This window comes from Nocardia sp. CWNU-33 (genome assembly GCF_046764895.1).
In the GTDB taxonomy this organism is placed as follows: Bacteria; Actinomycetota; Actinomycetes; order Mycobacteriales; family Mycobacteriaceae; genus Nocardia.
On the sequence record NZ_JBKOQN010000005.1, the window covers coordinates 184,348 to 200,913 of the forward strand.

Consider the following 16,566-nt stretch of genomic DNA (forward strand, 5'->3'; position numbering starts at 1 on the left):
ACTCCTTGTGTTCGCTTGCCAGCGGATTTCCCCGGTGTTCGCTCCGGCTCGTCTACTTGACCGACCGAATCGGGAGAATGTGACATGGACGAGAGTTTTCTTGCCGAGCGCTTCGAAGAGCATCGGACGCACCTGCTCGCGGTGGCGTACCGGATGCTCGGCTCCGGAAGCGAAGCCGACGATGCGCTCCAGGAAGCGTGGCTGCGGCTGAGTCGTTCGGACGCCGACGAGATCGATAATCTGGGTGGCTGGCTGACCACTGTGGTGGCGCGGGTCTGCCTGAACATGCTCCAGTCCCGCAAGACGCGGCGCGAGGACCCACTCGACGACCTCGAGCCGCTGCCGTCCGCCGACGGTCCGGAACAGCAAGCGGTGCTCGGTGATTCGATCGGACTGGCGTTGCTGGTGGTGCTCGACACGCTGGCGCCCTCGGAGCGGTTGTCCTTTGTCCTGCACGACATGTTCGCGGTGCCGTTCGATGAGATCGCCCCGATCGTCGGCAAGAGTCCGGCGGCGGCACGACAATTGGCGAGCCGGGCGCGGCGGCGGGTCCAGGGTGCGCGGGCGACTGTCGACCGCGATCGGCAGCGTGAGGTTGTCGACGCGTTTCTGGCGGCGTCGCGCAGCGGCGAGTTCGAGAGGTTGCTGACGCTGCTCGACCCGGATGTGGTGCTGCGCGTGGATGCCGCCGCCATAGCGACGGGTGCGGTGGGGGCGCTCGGTGCGGGCGCGGTGGCCGAAACCTTCTCCGGCCGGGCCAAGGCGGCGCGTCTGGCGCTCATCGACGGCCGCGCGGGCGCGGTGTGGGCCGTGGGCGGGACACCGCGGGTGGTCTTCGACTTCACCGTGTCCGATGGCCGGATCGTCGCGATCGACCTGCTGGCCGATGCGGAGACGCTCGGACTGATGGAACTCGAAGTCCAGTAGGGCTGGACTCGGCTGTGACCTGCGCTGTCACATCTGGGCTGTGCGAACGGTCAGGGGTGTGACGGCGCAGCACCCACTCGCGCCGGAGGAGCGAGGCCAGGAGAGCCGTCATGAGCAATGCACGATCGATCGGATACCGGACCACGACCGCGGTGACGGTCTTCATTCTGGCGTCGGGTGGTGTCGCCGACCTGGTGCACCGTGCCGACACCGCGAGCGGCATGACCGAGCTGGGTTACCCGACCTACGTCATGACCATTCTGGGTGTGTGGAAAGTGCTCGGTGCCTTGACAATTGCCGCGCCGCGATTCCCGCTGGTGAAGGAATGGGCGTACGCGGGCACATTCTTCGATCTGACCGGAGCGTTCGCCTCGCACATTGCGCACGGCTCCGGCGCGAACCACCTGTTCTACACCGGCTTCTTCGCGTTGTGCGCAGTGGCGTCGTGGGGGCTGCGGCCCGCGAGTCGCAAGCTCGCGGTACCGGTCTTCCGTGGATCCGGCCGGGTTGCCGAGCCGCAGGCAAAGGTCGCGCGGACAGTGGCGACTGGACGGATGCCCGCGGTCGCGTAACAAGACCGCGTCCGCGCGCGAAAACGGCCCGCCGTTCAGTAGAACAGCGGGCCATTCTCTTGTGCCCGGTCGGTGGCAGCCGGCGGAATTGCGCGCCATGGGGTGGACCGCGGCGCTGGGTGCTCTCAATCTCACCGCGCTCGGTCCGAACGAGACGCTGACACAGCCGTTCGGGCCCATCCGCCGAAACAGATGGACCCGAACGAATTCCATGAATATCAGCCGACGAGGTTCTTGCGCAGTTGCAGGATGGTCCCGCCGTCGAGGCCGAGGCCCTGGGTCAGGAACTTCCCGAAGTCTCCATAATCCGCTTCCAGTTTGTCGACTGCCGTTTCCAGATAGGCGGCACGGACTTCTTGCAACGGAATCAGCAGATCGGGGTTCTGCATCAGACCTGCTCGTTTCACATCCTCGCGCAGCTTCGCGTCGGCCGCGGCCCGGAACTGATTCGACAGCAAATAGTCCTGGCGCGCAGTCTGTTCCGGCACGCCGACCGCCCGCAGGACCACGTAGGTGACCCAGCCGGTTCGATCCTTGCCCGCGGTGCAGTGATAGAGCGTGGCCTTGTCGGTTGCCGCGAGATCCTTGATCGTCTGCCCGAATTTGGCCAGCGAATCGGTATTGAAGAAGCTCCGATACACGCCCGCCATGATCTCCTCGGCCCGTCCGTTGCCGAGCAATTCCTCCTGCCGCTGCGGATCGCGAGACTGAATCGCCTGCAGCATCTGCTGGAACAGCCCGGTGTCATCGATCGGCCGCGAGATCTGTTGCACACCTGCGGGCAGCTTGTCGGGCCCCGAGAACTGGACCTCCGCGGGCGTCCGCAGATCGATGGCTGCCTTCAGGTTCAGACTGCCCAGCTTCTGTACATCCGCAGCTGTCAGCTTGTCCAATGAATCGGCTCGAATAGCCTTGCCGGACTTGACCTTAGCCCCGTCATAGGTCCGATATCCGCCGATATCACGAACATTCACCGCCCCCTGCAACTCGATCCGCGCCGCCGCCTCGACGGTGGGATCGGCAATCGCGGTAGGCGGCGAACCGGTCGCGGTAAGTGCGAATGTCGCAAGGGCGGCGGTAATGAAAGAAATAACAGAAATCTTCATGGCGCGGGACAGTAGGACCAAGGCCGAGGTGTCTGCAGCTGTTCTCTCCGCTTTCGCCGCCACTGCCCCGGTCATCGGGATTCTCTTCCTGTTCAACAGGATTCCAGTTCCATTCAACGGGATTCACCATGCCGCAGGAAGATTCAGTGCATGAACGCGGAATTTCCTTCATTTCTGCGTACCCGACAGCTGCAGGCCACAGCTAAGATCTCACTGCAGATCTCGTGACGCGAGGCCGCCCTCAGCGGCGTGGGTGGCGTCCTGGATGATGCGGGCATGCTGGTGCGCACGGAGAAGGTGCCGCAGGCCCCACAGTGGCCGATGAAAGTTCGGGTTCACACGCCCGTCGGAGTCGCCGAGGTGCTCTGGCGCGGTGATCCGCAAGAAGCCGATGGCCACCACTTCATTGAGTGGACCATCGATGACGACATCTTCTGGGGGCAGAACACGCAGTCAGTCCCACTTGCCGAGGCGGGACTCCGGCAGGAAGGCGACGGAGTAGTCATGCGCGGGCGGCTCCAGCTGACCGAGGACGGCGCTGCGTACCTTCAGATGGGCGACTCACTGATTCTGTTCGATCTTGCATCACCAATCTCCGCCAGCACCGACGGCGCCTGGGTGGAGATCAGCGTCGAAGTGAACAGTGTCGCTATCTACCCCTACCAGATCTGAAAGAGCATCTGAGGACTCAGGTGTCTCTGACTGCCTCGCGTCGATGCTCATCGCGAGCGGCGCGAACATCAAAGTCGTGAAGCGCGAACACGGCACGTGAACGCGAAAACCACGCTCGACACCTACGGCCATCTGTGGCCGGAAACAGACAAATCCACCCGCCAGGCGATCGCCGGAGTGATCGCCCAACGGGTGGACTCTAATTCTGCTGCTGCTACCGAGAGCCCGAATCAGGCGTAAAGGCCCTGGTCAGGCTTACACGTCGAAGTAGAGCTCGAACTCGTACGGGTGCGGGCGGAGGTTCACCGGGGCGATTTCCTGCTCGCGCTTGATGGAGATCCAGGTCTCGATCAGGTCCTCGGTGAAGACGTTGCCTTCGGTGAGGTAGTCGTGGTCCTGCTCGAGCTTGTCGATGACCGACGCCAGGCTGGTGGGGGCCTGGGGGATGTTCTTGGCCTCCTCCGGCGGGAGCTCGTAGAGGTCCTTGTCGACCGGGGCCATCGGCTCGAGCTTGCGCTTGATGCCGTCCAGGCCCGCCATCATCATGGCGGCGAAGGCCAGGTACGGGTTGCCCGAGGAGTCCGGCGCGCGGAACTCGATGCGCTTGGCCTTCGGGTTGTTGCCGGTGACCGGGATACGCACGGCAGCCGAGCGGTTGCGCTGCGAGTACACCAGGTTGATGGGGGCCTCGTAGCCGGGAACCAGACGGTGGTAGGAGTTCACGGTCGGGTTGGTGAACGCCAGCAGCGACGGGGCATGGTGCAGGATGCCCCCGATGTAGTGACGCGCCAGATCCGACAGACCCGCGTAACCGGCCTCGTCGTGGAACAGCGGCTTGCCGTCCTTCCACAGCGACTGGTGCACGTGCATGCCCGAGCCGTTGTCACCGAAGAGCGGCTTCGGCATGAAGGTGACGGTCTTGCCTTCCTGCCATGCGGTGTTCTTCACGATGTACTTGAACAGCTGCAGGTCGTCGGCGGCCGAAAGCAGGGTGCCGAACTTGTAGTTGATCTCGGCCTGACCGGCGGTGCCGACCTCGTGGTGGCCGCGCTCCAGCTCGAAGCCCGCTTCCTGCAGGTTGGTCGAGATCTTGTCGCGCAGGTCGACGTAGTGGTCGTACGGAGCGACCGGGAAGTAACCGCCCTTGTTGCGAACCTTGTAACCGCGGTTGCGGGTGCCGTCCGGGTTGAACTCCGCGCCGGTGTTCCACGAACCCGAGATCGAGTCGATCTCGTAGAACGCGCCGTTCATCCCCGATTCGTAGCGCACCGAGTCGAAGATGTAGAACTCCGCCTCGGCGCCGAAGTAGGCGGTGTCGGCGATACCGGTCGAACGCAGGTACTCCTCGGCCTTGCGCGCGATGTTGCGCGGGTCGCGGCTGTAGGCCTCGCGGGTGAACGGGTCGTGCACGAAGAAGTTGAGGTTCAGGGTTTTCGCGGCGCGGAACGGGTCCAGTCGCGCGGTGCTGAAGTCGGGGAGTAGGAGCATGTCCGACTCGTCGATCGACTGGAAGCCACGGACGGAGGAGCCGTCGAACGCGAGCCCTTCCTCTGCGAGGTCGGTGGTGAACGCCTTCGCGGGGATCGAGAAGTGCTGTTGTACACCAGGAAGATCGCTGAAGCGGATGTCGACATACTCGACTTCCTCGTCAGCGAGGAATTTGATGACCTCGTCGGCCGTGCTGAACGTCACTTGTACTCCTTACGGATCGGTTCCCAGCCCGTGTCGATTGCATGGGTTCGTCGCGACCAGACGCTATGGATGCGGTGTTTCCCGGCAGTCAAGGCTGTGTTTCGCCAGTGTTACACGTGCGGCTGGCCAGGTGGCGCTGACCACCCGGGCTCGAACAGCATGGTAATCCTCCCATCCCTGGCAACACCCACCGACCTGAACTCTGCTTATGCGGTGCCAGACGGCCGGTTGGGCGCGCTTATTGTGGGGGTATGGCACGCAGCACCGGATCGTGGCTCTCGGGACCCCCGACGGACCCGGATGACCCGGCAACCCCTGAGTTCCCCGGTCAATACCTCGGTCTGCCGCAGTCGGGTTCCGGGTCGTTGCCAGGCATGGGACGCCGTATCGCCGCCCTGTTCGTGGACTGGATGATCGCGCTCGGGATCTCGCTGTTGATCGTGCGCGGCGGCTCGGCCTCGAGCCTCACCCTGTTGATCTGGTTCGTGATCGGTGTGGGTGCGGTCACGTTGTTCGGTTACACACCAGGGCAGTACTTCCTTCGGCTGCGGGTGATCCGGGTCGATGCGCCGGTAGGTGTCGGTTTCGTGCGTGCGCTGGCTCGGCAGGCGCTGCTGGTATTCGTGGTGCCCGCGCTGTTCACCGACGCCGACGGTCGCGGCATGCACGACCGGGCCACCGGGACCGCAGTCGCCCGCGCGCGCTGACGCGGCGTCACGTTACGGCCCAAACGCGGGTTCGAGACCGCGAGGCGATCGAGAGGCTGCATCATTCGCTGTGGACTGCAGATGTCCGAAAACGGCCGGGCAATGGTGACCCCGCGTCGGTAAGCTCCGCGGGTGTCATTGAATCCGGCGTTGCTCGCCGTTCGCTTACTGTTCGAACTCACCGCAATCGCTTCCTTCGGGGTGTATGGCTGGCGGGTCTTCGAATCGCCCTGGCGGTTCATCCTGGTGGTGGCGCTGCCGATCGTGGCCGCCGCGCTGTGGGGCACGTTCGCCGTTCCCGGCGACCCGAGCCGAAGCGGTGCGGCGCCGGTCGCGGTGGCCGGTCCGGTCCGCCTCGCGGTCGAGGTTGCCGTGCTGTTCGGCGGAGCCGCCCTCCTGTGGGCCGCGGGGCTGCCGCGCTGGGCACTGGTGTCGGGGGCGGCGCTCGTGGTCTATCACCTGCTCGCCTACGACCGGATCACTTGGCTGCTCACCAGGGGAAAGTCGGCGTAACGGCACCGGACAACCGAAGGCCCGCGTCCGGATTCCCGGGACGCGGGCCTTTCGAAATTCTTACCGCGCTTGGTCAGCGCCTGCGGATGCTGCGCTGCACGCCGCGCATCTTGGCGCCCGCGGGCATCGGGCCCTTCGGCAGAGCCGGGCCGCTGCGCGCGTTGAGGGCGCTGAGCCTGCCCTCGATGAGGTCCATGCGCTTGACGTCGATATTGCGGGGCAGCTTGGTGAGGTGGCGCTGCAGCTCCTTCAGCGATACCTGGCCCTCGTCGTTACCGATGATGATGTCGTAGATCGGGGTATCGCCGATAAGTCGCGCGGTGCGCTTCTTCTCCTGCGCAATCAGCGATTTCAACCGCTGCGGGGAACCCTCGCCGATCAGGATCACCCCGGGCAGGCCGATCACCCGGTGCACGGCGTCCAGCTGGGTGGTCGCCGCGATGCCGTTGCTGACCCGCCACTTGCCCTGCAGGTTCTCCAGCACCCACGCCCCGGCGCCCGCCTGGCCCTCGGCCTTGGCGTAGACGTTTTTCTGTACGCGCCGCCCGAAGATGATGAACGCCACGAGCACACCGAGCAGCAGGCCGAGCGGCAGCAGGAACCACTGCAATCCGAAGATCAGGCCGACCACCACGAATACGGCCGTGATGCCGACCACGGCGCCGATCATCAAGGGCAGCAGCAGCTTGTCTTCCTTGCGCTGCATCTGGAACGCCTGCCACAACTGCTGGCGGCGTTCTTTCGACTGCTGCTTGCGCGCCGCTTTCGCCGCGGCCTTCGCTTCCTTCGACGGGGTGCCGCCCTTGCCTACTGCCATGTCTCTCAGGATAGTGGCTGCGTATAGCCCGGTCGGCGGCGGGACGGGCGTGGTTCGAGTGATCGCGATGCGGCCTGCTCGCCGATACGAGATGATCACGATCACACACGCTCGACCACCAGGCCTTGCTCGTGCAATACGGCGACGCACACGGTAGCGCCTTCGCTACCGTGGCCGCGGCGGCCACCGAGGCGAGGATCGGGCGAACAGTCCACCGGGTTCGAATCGATACACGAAGGTCGTTTCAGATCCGCGCCTGAACGGCGGCGGGCAGGCAGTGATCGAATTCGTCCGACGCGCTGGCGTACGACCGCCCTTGTGCCGCCAATGCCCTGCTCTTGCAGTGCCTTTCGGATTTCCAACTGGCCCTCGCATCGAATATCTTTGAGCGGTCGATAGCGTGGACGCGATGAAGGGTGGCCATCGATGCGGGTCATCAACGAGCGAACGGCGATACCGGGATCCGAGCAGCGAGTGCTCGACTGGATGCGGACCTGGACCGGGCATCGCATCATTGTGGGACTGGCGATTCCTGGGTGTTCTATCCCAGGGCCTGGCCGCGCGGACCATGTGACAGAAACCGATCTGGTGGTGATCACGCCGCAGGCAGTGGTCGTGATCGGAGCGAAAGCGGCTGTTCCGGTAGCCGCCACCGGTGGCTTGCCGGTGTGGGCCGATGGGCGACAGCCCAGGTTCGAGGGTGATCGGATCCAGGTGCCTGACGACAGCAGCCTGTTCGATCAGATGACGAATGCTGTCTCCAGGCTGAAAGAACTGGTTCGTGGGCGCCATGTCGACGGGCTGATGGTCGTGGTCCCGCCCGCGGAAGCAGGGATCACGTCGAATGTCGAATCGCCGCACGACGAATTCCCGGTGGTGTTGGGGTCGACTCCCGGTCAGCTGCGTGCTTGGTTCATCCGCACCGCGAACCGACGGCTGATCTGGTCCGCCGAGGACGTGCACGCGTTGCTCGGTGACTTGCACATGTCCGATCTGGTCACCCGCGAAGACCTGGTCGCGGAGGGCTTTCCGTCGCAGACACGCCCGCGTGCGGGTTCGAGCGGGCCGCCGTGCCCGACCGATCTGGATCACTCGCCGACCTCGTCGCTGCCCGCAGTGGCCGCGGCCCCATCCGGCTCGGTGCGTTCGGCCGAACTCGACTGCCCGCCGGACGAAGATCAGTCGATGCCTGCGTCGGACCAATCGGAGTCGCCGCAGGCGGCGACTCTCCTGCGGGTGCAACCGGACGAGTCGGAACAGGTAACGCGGTTCGGGCCTCCTGTGCGACCACTGGATGATCAGAGCCCGCGCCGCTCCCTGTCCGCCCGCGTGGATCATCGCCGGACCGACGATGTATCCGACGCCGCCGGGGCGGCGTCGATGTCGCATTCCGGTGCGAGTGCTACCGCCGCAAGCTGCACGGACACGCAACTCGTCACAGACGCACCCGGCGCGTGGTCGACCGTGGAGGGGCGACGTGCTCCGGACTCGAGCGGGCAGCAACGAGGGGCGCCCGCGGTGGTCCCGCCACCATGGATCACACCTGACACCGAGATGGAGCCGTCAGGGAGATCGTCGTTTCTGGATGGTCAGTCGCTGTTGATCGTGCCCGATTCCGAGGTCGAGCCGCCGTCGCCGAGCACTTTCCATGCAGATCATCAGGTGTCGTCGACCATCCACGATCTCGATGTGGATCCGGCGCAGTCGTACCGAACCCCGGCACCATACCGGGGCCGGCAGTACGAGACCGAAGACGATGCGGGTGATGTGGAGCCTGCGGAGTCCGACGGTCCGGAGTCGTCCTTCACCGGCCAATGGTCGTCGTGGATCGATGCCGATGCCGATGCCGATAGCTACGACGACTACGACTACGACTACGACGAGGACTATGACGACATGCTGTCGCGCCCGGTCAGCGCGCAGCCACCCGCCGAGAGCTGGTTACCGTCACAAACCGCACCGAGACTGTTGCCGGGCCGAACCAAGCCGGTCGTCAACGACCGTCGGCTCCGCATGCCATCGCTTCGACCCGCGCTGTCCATTCGTCAGCTTTTCCCAGCTCGGGCGACTCGACCTGCGCTGTCCATCCGTCAGCTTCTCCCAGCCCAGGCCACCGGCCCTGTGCAGGTCAACCGGCATCTTCCGCAGCAGCTGGCGGCGGTGGCTGTCATCGTGGGCGCCTTTGTCGCGCTGTGGTTGCTGGCCGCCGCTTGCTCGTCGTCGCACCAGGACGCAGTAGTGCCGCACCAGCCCACACCGACCACCGAGGCCGCCGTACCGCCCGGACCTGTCGCTGAAACGGCGGAACCAGCACCTATGCTCATGCCGCCGCTGTGCTTTCCGTACCCACCAGAATGTTGACGCTGCCACCCGAGTCGAGCAGGCGAGCATCGTGGTCGGACTCGGTGGGGCCGTTGAGTCTGCTGTTGGTGGCCCGTCGACGGAGATCGGCTGATTGCAAACCTGAGCGCGTGGCCGAAGCACACGACGGATGGCCGCAGGGAGAAAGTCGCAGCGGTGTCGGCTAGGTCCGGACCGTGGCCTGCCCACGGACAGCGGTGGCAATCGACTGGGGCATTTGCTCGTGCCGGGTGTAGGTGCGGCTGAAGTCACCCGTGCCGTGTGAGAGGGAACGCAGGTCGATGGCGTAGCGGCTGAGTTCGAGTTCGGGGACCTCGGCGTGGATGCGGGTGCGGCCGATGCCGTGCGGTTCGGTGCCAAGGACACGACCGCGGCGGCTGGACAAATCGGTGAGGACCGGGCCGACGTAGTCGTCGGAGACGACGACCCAGACCTCGTCGAGCGGTTCGAGCAGCGCGATGCCCGCCGCGGTCGCGGCCTCGCGCAGGGCGAGCGCACCCGCGGTTTGGAAGGCAGCATCGGAGGAATCGACCGAGTGCGCCTTGCCGTCGAAGAGCGTGACCCGCACATCGGTAAGGGGATAACCTGCCGCCACACCGCGCAGCGCCTGCGCACGGATGCCCTTCTCCACCGACGGAATGAATTGGCGCGGAACGACGCCGCCGACCACCTTGTCGACGAACTCGATGCCGGACCCGCCGGGCAGTGGCTCCACCTCGATCTCGCAGACGGCGTATTGCCCGTGGCCGCCGGACTGTTTGACGTGCCTGCCGCGCGCGGTTGCCTTGCCCGCGAACGTCTCCCGCAGCGCGACCTGGTGATCGATAACGTCGACCTGAACCCCGAATCGGGTGCGCAACCGCTCCAGCGCGACATCGCGGTGCGCCTCGCCGAGGCACCACAGCACGATCTGGTGGGTGTCGCCGTTCTGCTCCAACCGCACCGCGGGATCCTCGGCGACCAAGCGCGCGAGGCCGGAGGAGAGCTTGTCCTCATCGGCCTTGCTGCGGGCCCGAATGGCAATGGGGAGCAGCGGATCCGGCATCGGCCACGGTTCGATGAGCAGCGGCGCCGCAGTGCCGGACAGGGTGTCGCCGGTCTCGGCGCTGGTGAGTTTGGTGACGTAGGCGATGTCGCCCGCGATCGCCTGCCCGAGCGGGCGCTGTTGTTTGCCGAACGGTGCGGTGACCCCGCCGATCCGTTCGTCCACATCGTGGTTCTCGTGGCCGCGGTCCTCGTGCCCGTGACCGCATACGTGCACGGTGTCGTCGGCGTGCAGGGTGCCGGAGAAGACCCGGACCAGTGACACCCGGCCGACGTAGGGGTCCGATGCCGTCCGGATCACCTCGGCGGCCAGCACGCCCGCCGGGTCGCAGTGCAGCGGCTGTCGCGCGGCGCCATTGGTGGTGGTGATCGCGGAGACGGTGTGCTCCGCAGGAGTCGGGAAGCCGCCGGTGATCAGGTCGAGCAGTTCGACGGTGCCGAGGCCTTGTTTCGCGCCCTCCGGCGCTTGCGCGCCGAACAGCACGGGATGGAAGCTGCCGCGGGCGACCGCGCGTTCGAGGTCGGTGACGAGCGTGGCGAGATCGATCTCCTCGCCGCCGAGGTAGCGCTCCATGAGCGATTCGTCCTCGCTCTCGGCGATGATGCCCTCGATGAGGCGGTTGCGCGCTTCCTCCAACGCCGTCACCTGATCGACGGAGGGTTCGATCTGCGTGCATTCACCGGAGGAGTAGTCGACCACGCAGTGCGGCAGCAGCTCGACCAGCCCCGTGACCGGTCGATGACCGTCGAGGCTTTTCGGCCCGTACACCGGAAGATGCAGCGGCAGAATGTTTTCCGACGAACCGTCACCGAGAACGGTGCGACAGGTCTCGGTCATCTCGTCGAAATCGGCGCGTGCGGTGTCCAGGTGGGTGATCACGATCGCGCGCGGCATCCCGACCGCTGCGCATTCCTCCCACAGCGCGCGGGTCGCACCACTGACCGCCTCGGCACCCTCCGCCGCGGAAACGACGAACAGCGCCGCGTCCGCCGCCCGCAGGCCCGCACGCAGCTCACCGACGAAATCGGCATAGCCGGGCGTGTCCACCAGATTGATCTTGATCCCCGCCCAGGAGATCGGCACCACCGACAACTGCACCGACCGATGCTGACGATGCTCGATCTCGTCGTAATCCGACAGCGAGGTGCCGTCCTCGACCCGCCCCGCCCGGTTCACCGCCCCGGTCGTCAGCGCCAACGCCTCGACCAGAGTCGTTTTCCCCGACCCGCTGTGTCCGACCAGCACCACATTCCGGATGTCCTCCGGCCGCCCCGCGCTCACCACTCTGCCGTTGCCCCCGGCAGCTGCACTCGCCTTGTCCACTGTGTGTCTCGCTTCCTCGCCGACACCTGCCGTACATCGAGCTTCCCACCACCGGTCGCGCCGCGTCCACGCTTCGCGAGATCCGGTCGGATCGGCGCGCTCGATACTCGCGTCGCCCGGTGCACCGCGACGGTGGCCCGTGTATGCCTGACAGTGTGGGACAGGCCCGCAGCGGTCTCCGTTGCCCCCTTACCTCGCGTACGAAAGAGGCGCACAATGATTGCGATACGCCGGCTTCAGGGTTTGTGATTGGCGGGTAGCTGGATGCCTGCCGACCACATTCGGACGGGCATCCGCCGTGATGACAGCGTCCACATACTGGGTCGCGGCGCCTGGACCCACTGTCGGCATCGCGGCCGCGCTCCACACCACACTCAGCGCCGGGCACCGCGATTTGGCTGTAGCGACTACGGCCGCCCCCGCCAGTTCGGCATCATCAATCGAAAGGAAGCGCCATGTCAGAGCAGAACAAGGCCGCCGCCAAGCGGGTCTTCGATGCATGGAACACGCGAGACCTCGATGTATTCGACGAGGTAATTGCGGCCGACTACATCGACCACGATCCACAGAACCCGTTCGCCGATGTCCATGGCCCCGAAGGCGTCAAACGGCTCGCGCAGATGTATCTCGCCGCATTCTCGGATCAACGGTTCTTGGTCAATGAACAGATCGCCGAAGGCGACTTCGTCACTACCCGATGGACGGGGACAGGAACCAACGACGGCGAGATGATGGGCATGCCCGCGACAGGCAAATCAGCGGTCGTTCAGGGAATCACAATCAATCGCTTCCAGGACGGCAAGATCGTCGAAGGCTGGGAATGCTGGGATACGCTCGGGATGATGCAGCAGCTCGGCGTCGTCCAGTCGGCGCACTCTGCAACAACCTGACTCGCACCGTGGATGCGCACTGTATCGCAGTGAGGCCCGCGAGAACATCGACGATTCGCGCGTAGGCGACCTCAACGAGTCTGTCGATGGTCTGCGGGCGTCCTCCGCCCATGTCCGGGCATCACCGAGACTGCGACTCACCGAGCACTGGTGTCGTGCAGTGGCACGGGGCGCGACACCTTTCTTTCTCGGAGTGTTCGCGCACGGCTGCATCGAATACTGCCCGAGCTTCATCGACGCGGGCCTGGAATTTGTCGGCGCCGAATATAGGCGACATGCGGCCGGGCGTTAGTGGAGCCCACTGCGGAGGTGTGGCGGCATGTGCGTAAGGACCGAGATCGAGTGGCGGCGTGATCATTTCGAGTCGATCGGATTCGGGATCTATCCGGGCGGTGCGTTGCAGGCCGTCGACGAGGATGGCCGTCGAGCGAGATGTGTGGGGCAAGATCGCTCGTTGCGCCACACACACAGGTCCCCGCACACCTCGAGGTGTGCGGGGACCTGGGTTGCTGTTGACGTTAGCTGCCGAAGCGCGCGAGGACCGCGCTAGCTTCCTGGGAGGCGGTGCCTTCCTTGGCGAGATGGGCCATGGCGGTGGGGATTTCACGGCCGTGGTGGGTCATCGCCTGGGTGTAGAGGCGCCCTGCGCGGTAAGAGGAGCGCACCAGGGGGCCCGCCATGACACCCGCGAAGCCGATTTCCTCGGCCATCTTCGAGTGGTCGACGAATTCCTCGGGCTTCACCCAGCGGTCGACCGGGTGGTGCCGGGGGGACGGGCGCAGATACTGGGTGATGGTGAGGATGTCGCAGCCCGCCTCGTGCAGATCGCGCATCGCCTGGGTGACCTCTTCCGGGGTCTCGCCCATACCGAGGATCAGGTTGGACTTGGTGACGAGGCCCGCTTCGCGCGCCGCGGTCAGCACCGAGAGCGAACGCTCATAGCGGAAGGCGGGGCGGATCCGCTTGAAGATGCGCGGCACGGTTTCCAGGTTGTGCGCGAGCACCTCGGGGCGCGAGGAGAACACCTCGGCCAGCTGATCGGGATCGGCGTTGAAGTCGGGGATGAGCAGTTCGACGCCGGTGTTCGGGTTGAGTTGCTTGATGGCGCGGACGGTTTCGGCGTAGAGCCACGCGCCGCCGTCTTCCAGGTCGTCGCGGGCGACGCCGGTGATGGTCGAATAGCGCAGACCCATCGCCTGCACGCTCTCGGCGACCCGGCGGGGCTCGTCGCGGTCGAGTGCGGCCGGCTTGCCGGTGTCGATCTGGCAGAAGTCGCAGCGCCTCGTGCACTGCTCGCCGCCGATGAGGAAGGTGGCTTCGCGATCTTCCCAGCACTCGAAGATGTTGGGACAGCCCGCTTCCTCGCACACCGTGTGCAGGCCCTCGCGTTTGACCAGTCCCTTGAGTTCGGTGTATTCCGGGCCCATCTTGGCCTTGGTGCGAATCCATTGAGGTTTGCGCTCGATCGGGGTCTCCGCGTTGCGCGCCTCGATGCGTAGCAGTTTGCGTCCTGCTGGTGCTGAAGCTGAGGTCACCGAACCGATGCTACGCCCGGTGTTTTCCCCCGCCGCCGCGCCATCGGTCACCGCGGTCACGCGCCGACGCCCGGTGCGGGCTGCGGTGTGACGCGCACGATGTCGTGCGCGGTCACCGGAAGTTCGCCGTCGAGCGCGCGGATGATGGCGTCGGTGACCGCGGGCTTGACCTCGGCCACCGTCACTTCGCGGCCGAGCTCGCGGGTCAGCGTGGTGACGCCCGCGTCACGGATGCCGCACGGCACGATCGCCTGGAAGCCGTCGAGCGCGGAATTGCAGTTCAGCGAAATGCCGTGCAGGGCAACGCCACGCTGCACACGCACACCGATGGCGGCGATCTTGCGTTCGGCGAAGAACTCGGTCGCGGGCAGCCATACACCCGATCGGCCCTCGATGCGGCCGCAGGTCAGGCCGAGTTGGGTGCACACAGTGATCAGCGCCTCTTCCAGCCTGCGCACGTACTGCACCACGTCCACCGGTTCCGCGAGCCGCACGATCGGATAGCCGACGAGCTGGCCCGGCCCGTGCCAGGTGATCTTGCCGCCGCGATCGACCTCGACCACCGGGCTGCCGTCGATCGGCAGATCCTCGGCCTCGGTGCGCCGGCCCGCCGTGTACACCGACGGGTGCTCGAGCAGCAGCAGGTGATCGTTTCCGACGCCGTCGGCCCGCTCGGCGGCGATGTTGCGCTGCAGGTCCCAGGCACTGTGGTAGTCGATGAGTCCGAGATCCTTGACCACGATCGGGGTCGTGTCGAATCTGGCGGACCACGTGGTGCGCGTGTCGTTCACGTCCTCGACGGTACGCTCAGCTGGATCACAGGTTCTACCGATGTGGTGTGGGGGATGCCACACGGTAACCGGCTCGATCACCGGCTCTCGCACGGCAGCTGCCCGAGACGGCTGGACGCCGCTCGGGTCGATAGCTCGGGGTTGGCAGGCCGCTAGTGCGGGTCGATAGGCAACGTCAATTGCATCAGCGTCAGGTCCATCCAGCGCTCGAACTTCCAGCCCACCTGCGGGAGTTTGCCGACGGTGTGGAAGTCGAAGCGTTCGTGCAATGAGATCGACCCGGTGTTGCTCGATTCGATCGCGGCGATCATCGCGTGCACGGTGCCGCTGGCCCGCGCCCGCGCGACCAACTCGGTGAGCAGTGCGGTGGCGACCCCGCGCCGCTGGAATCGGTCTGCGACGTACACCGAGTTCTCCACCGAGAACCGGTAGCCGGACTTGGGCCGCCACGGGCCGTAGCTGGCATAACCGGCGACTTCGCCGTCGATGTCGGCAACGAGAATCGGCATTCCGGCGGCGGTGCGGGTCCGGAACCAGGCTTGCCGCTCGTCGAGGCCGACCTGCTCCTCGTCCCAAATGGCCGTGGAGGTGGCGATATTCGCGTTGTGGATCTCCAACACCGACGGCAGATCGCCTTCGTGTGCGTCGCGGACAACCAGCACCGGTCGCGCTTGCAGTTCGGTCATCGCTCATCTCCCTCGCGACCCAACGTCGCCGCGAGCGCGGCGCCGATGGTGTGGTGCTGGAACGGATAGCCCGCTTCCTCGAGTGCGGTGGGGATGGCTCGTGGTCCGTGCAGGATCGCCTCCTGCGCGAACTCACCGATCAGCGCGCGCAGCGCGAACGAGGGCACCACCATGGGGGTCGGACGGTGCAGTGCCCGGCCGAGCGCGCGGTTGAATTCGGCGTTGGTGACCGGCGCCGGTCCGACCGCGTTGATCGGACCGGAGATCGTGTCGTCGGTGAGCGCGAAGATGATTGCGCCGATCTCGTCGTCCAACGAGATCCACGGCGTGTACTGCCTGCCGTTGCCGAGTCGGCCGCCGAGGCCGAGCGAATACAGCGGCTGCAGCATGCCGAGCATGCCGCCACTGTGCGACAACACCACGGCACTACGCAGTAACACCGTGCGCACGCCTGCGGCGGTGGCGGGTTCGGTCGCGGCCTCCCAATCGCGGCACAGGGTGGCGAGGAAACCCGCACCGACGGGCGAGGTTTCGTCGACGACGCGGTCGCCGGTCTCGCCGCCGTAGTAGTGCACGCCGCTGCCGTTGACCAGCACCGGAACGCCTGCTGCGGCGACAGCGTTGGCGAGCACATCAGTCGGAGTGATTCGGCTGTCGCGCAGTTCCTGCTTGTAACTGCCGTTCCAGCGCCGGCGCCCGATGCTCGCGCCGCACAGGTTGACCACCGCGTCCGCGCCGCGCAGGGCCCGCTCGTCCAATTCGGCGCGAGCGGGATCCCACACGTACTCGTCCGGGGCCGCGGCCGGACGCCTGACGAGGCGGGCGACGTCATGCCCGTCGCGGCGAAGTGCCACGACGAGCGCCGTCCCGATCAGTCCGGACGAACCGGCGATCACCACCTTCATGCCTGACAGTCCGACCTTCCCGAA

Annotated in this window: 15 protein-coding genes; 7 read left to right on the forward strand and 8 right to left on the reverse strand. The window is 65.9% G+C overall.

Translation table 11 applies throughout. From position 1 onward, the window contains the following. Nucleotides 1–84: 84 nt before the first annotated feature. Both ACLMAL_RS08645 and ACLMAL_RS08650 read left to right on the forward strand, forming a co-directional pair. Entirely contained in the window at nucleotides 85–927 is an 843-nt protein-coding gene (locus ACLMAL_RS08645) for a sigma-70 family RNA polymerase sigma factor (protein WP_411998594.1), read from the forward strand. Nucleotides 928–1,037: 110 nt separating this feature from the next. Then, the gene (locus tag ACLMAL_RS08650; RefSeq protein WP_411998595.1) at nucleotides 1,038–1,499 is read left to right on the forward strand and encodes a DoxX family protein; all 462 of its coding nucleotides are present in this window, start codon (nucleotides 1,038–1,040) and stop codon (nucleotides 1,497–1,499) included. Nucleotides 1,500–1,717: 218 nt separating this feature from the next. Here the strand turns inward: ACLMAL_RS08650 and ACLMAL_RS08655 are convergent, their stop codons facing one another. Further along, the gene (locus ACLMAL_RS08655) at nucleotides 1,718–2,605 is read right to left on the reverse strand and encodes a tyrosine-protein phosphatase (protein ID WP_411998596.1); all 888 of its coding nucleotides are present in this window, start codon (nucleotides 2,603–2,605) and stop codon (nucleotides 1,718–1,720) included. 276 nt (nucleotides 2,606–2,881) lie between these two features. Between ACLMAL_RS08655 and ACLMAL_RS08660 the strand changes: the two genes are divergently transcribed. Beyond that, complete coding sequence (locus ACLMAL_RS08660) at nucleotides 2,882–3,277, forward strand: hypothetical protein (protein WP_411998597.1); 396 nt, start codon at nucleotides 2,882–2,884, stop codon at nucleotides 3,275–3,277. Between the two features lie 255 nt (nucleotides 3,278–3,532). Here ACLMAL_RS08660 and glnA read toward each other — a convergent pair whose 3' ends face one another. Then, nucleotides 3,533–4,969, reverse strand: coding sequence for a type I glutamate--ammonia ligase (glnA, locus tag ACLMAL_RS08665; RefSeq protein ID WP_328411257.1), 1,437 nt, complete (start codon nucleotides 4,967–4,969; stop codon nucleotides 3,533–3,535). A 251-nt stretch (nucleotides 4,970–5,220) separates the two neighbouring features. Here glnA and ACLMAL_RS08670 point away from each other — a divergent pair, with 251 nt between their 5' ends. Continuing rightward, the gene (locus ACLMAL_RS08670; protein ID WP_411998598.1) at nucleotides 5,221–5,676 is read left to right on the forward strand and encodes an RDD family protein; all 456 of its coding nucleotides are present in this window, start codon (nucleotides 5,221–5,223) and stop codon (nucleotides 5,674–5,676) included. 132 nt (nucleotides 5,677–5,808) lie between these two features. Further along, nucleotides 5,809–6,189 carry a YrdB family protein gene (locus tag ACLMAL_RS08675; protein WP_411998599.1) on the forward strand — a complete coding sequence of 127 codons (381 nt, stop codon included), beginning with the start codon at nucleotides 5,809–5,811 and terminating at the stop codon, nucleotides 6,187–6,189. Nucleotides 6,190–6,262: 73 nt separating this feature from the next. Here the strand turns inward: ACLMAL_RS08675 and ACLMAL_RS08680 are convergent, their stop codons facing one another. Further along, nucleotides 6,263–7,006 (reverse strand): DUF4191 domain-containing protein, encoded by a 744-nt coding sequence (locus ACLMAL_RS08680; RefSeq protein WP_328411261.1) that lies wholly within the window; start codon nucleotides 7,004–7,006, stop codon nucleotides 6,263–6,265. Between the two features lie 570 nt (nucleotides 7,007–7,576). Between ACLMAL_RS08680 and ACLMAL_RS08685 the strand changes: the two genes are divergently transcribed. Further along, nucleotides 7,577–9,367: a hypothetical protein gene (locus ACLMAL_RS08685; RefSeq protein ID WP_411998600.1), complete on the forward strand. Its 1,791-nt coding sequence runs from the start codon at nucleotides 7,577–7,579 to the stop codon at nucleotides 9,365–9,367. A gap of 163 nt (nucleotides 9,368–9,530) precedes the next feature. Here the strand turns inward: ACLMAL_RS08685 and ACLMAL_RS08690 are convergent, their stop codons facing one another. Then, a complete protein-coding gene (locus ACLMAL_RS08690) occupies nucleotides 9,531–11,735 on the reverse strand; it encodes an elongation factor G-like protein EF-G2 (RefSeq protein ID WP_411998601.1) in 2,205 nt (734 codons plus the stop codon). A 455-nt stretch (nucleotides 11,736–12,190) separates the two neighbouring features. Between ACLMAL_RS08690 and ACLMAL_RS08695 the strand changes: the two genes are divergently transcribed. Beyond that, nucleotides 12,191–12,625 (forward strand): ester cyclase, encoded by a 435-nt coding sequence (locus ACLMAL_RS08695; protein WP_411998602.1) that lies wholly within the window; start codon nucleotides 12,191–12,193, stop codon nucleotides 12,623–12,625. Between the two features lie 518 nt (nucleotides 12,626–13,143). Here the strand turns inward: ACLMAL_RS08695 and lipA are convergent. The 4 genes from lipA to ACLMAL_RS08715 all read right to left on the reverse strand — a co-directional run bounded on the left by lipA (nucleotide 13,144) and on the right by ACLMAL_RS08715 (nucleotide 16,542). Continuing rightward, a complete protein-coding gene (gene lipA / locus ACLMAL_RS08700) occupies nucleotides 13,144–14,160 on the reverse strand; it encodes a lipoyl synthase (RefSeq protein WP_406237735.1) in 1,017 nt (338 codons plus the stop codon). A gap of 56 nt (nucleotides 14,161–14,216) precedes the next feature. Further along, nucleotides 14,217–14,951 carry a lipoyl(octanoyl) transferase LipB gene (lipB, locus tag ACLMAL_RS08705; protein WP_411998603.1) on the reverse strand — a complete coding sequence of 245 codons (735 nt, stop codon included), beginning with the start codon at nucleotides 14,949–14,951 and terminating at the stop codon, nucleotides 14,217–14,219. Nucleotides 14,952–15,103: 152 nt separating this feature from the next. Further along, a complete protein-coding gene (locus tag ACLMAL_RS08710) occupies nucleotides 15,104–15,637 on the reverse strand; it encodes an N-acetyltransferase family protein (RefSeq protein WP_411998604.1) in 534 nt (177 codons plus the stop codon). Next, complete coding sequence (locus ACLMAL_RS08715; protein ID WP_411998605.1) at nucleotides 15,634–16,542, reverse strand: TIGR01777 family oxidoreductase; 909 nt, start codon at nucleotides 16,540–16,542, stop codon at nucleotides 15,634–15,636. Before ACLMAL_RS08715 ends, ACLMAL_RS08710 begins: the two co-directional genes overlap by 4 nt. Between the last annotated feature and the right edge of the window lie 24 nt (nucleotides 16,543–16,566).

What these genes read in the sequence shown, in the direction of transcription:
- ACLMAL_RS08695 (WP_411998602.1), top strand. Translation starts at nt 12,191, where the DNA reads ATGTCAGAGCAGAACAAGGCCGCCGCCAAGCGGGTCTTCGATGCATGG.
- ACLMAL_RS08670 (WP_411998598.1), top strand. Translation starts at nt 5,221, where the DNA reads ATGGCACGCAGCACCGGATCGTGGCTCTCGGGACCCCCGACGGACCCG.
- ACLMAL_RS08680 (WP_328411261.1), bottom strand. Translation starts at nt 7,006, where the DNA reads ATGGCAGTAGGCAAGGGCGGCACCCCGTCGAAGGAAGCGAAGGCCGCG.
- ACLMAL_RS08715 (WP_411998605.1), bottom strand. Translation starts at nt 16,542, where the DNA reads ATGAAGGTGGTGATCGCCGGTTCGTCCGGACTGATCGGGACGGCGCTC.
- ACLMAL_RS08645 (WP_411998594.1), top strand. Translation starts at nt 85, where the DNA reads ATGGACGAGAGTTTTCTTGCCGAGCGCTTCGAAGAGCATCGGACGCAC.
- ACLMAL_RS08655 (WP_411998596.1), bottom strand. Translation starts at nt 2,605, where the DNA reads ATGAAGATTTCTGTTATTTCTTTCATTACCGCCGCCCTTGCGACATTC.
- ACLMAL_RS08650 (WP_411998595.1), top strand. Translation starts at nt 1,038, where the DNA reads ATGAGCAATGCACGATCGATCGGATACCGGACCACGACCGCGGTGACG.
- ACLMAL_RS08710 (WP_411998604.1), bottom strand. Translation starts at nt 15,637, where the DNA reads ATGACCGAACTGCAAGCGCGACCGGTGCTGGTTGTCCGCGACGCACAC.
- ACLMAL_RS08660 (WP_411998597.1), top strand. Translation starts at nt 2,882, where the DNA reads ATGCTGGTGCGCACGGAGAAGGTGCCGCAGGCCCCACAGTGGCCGATG.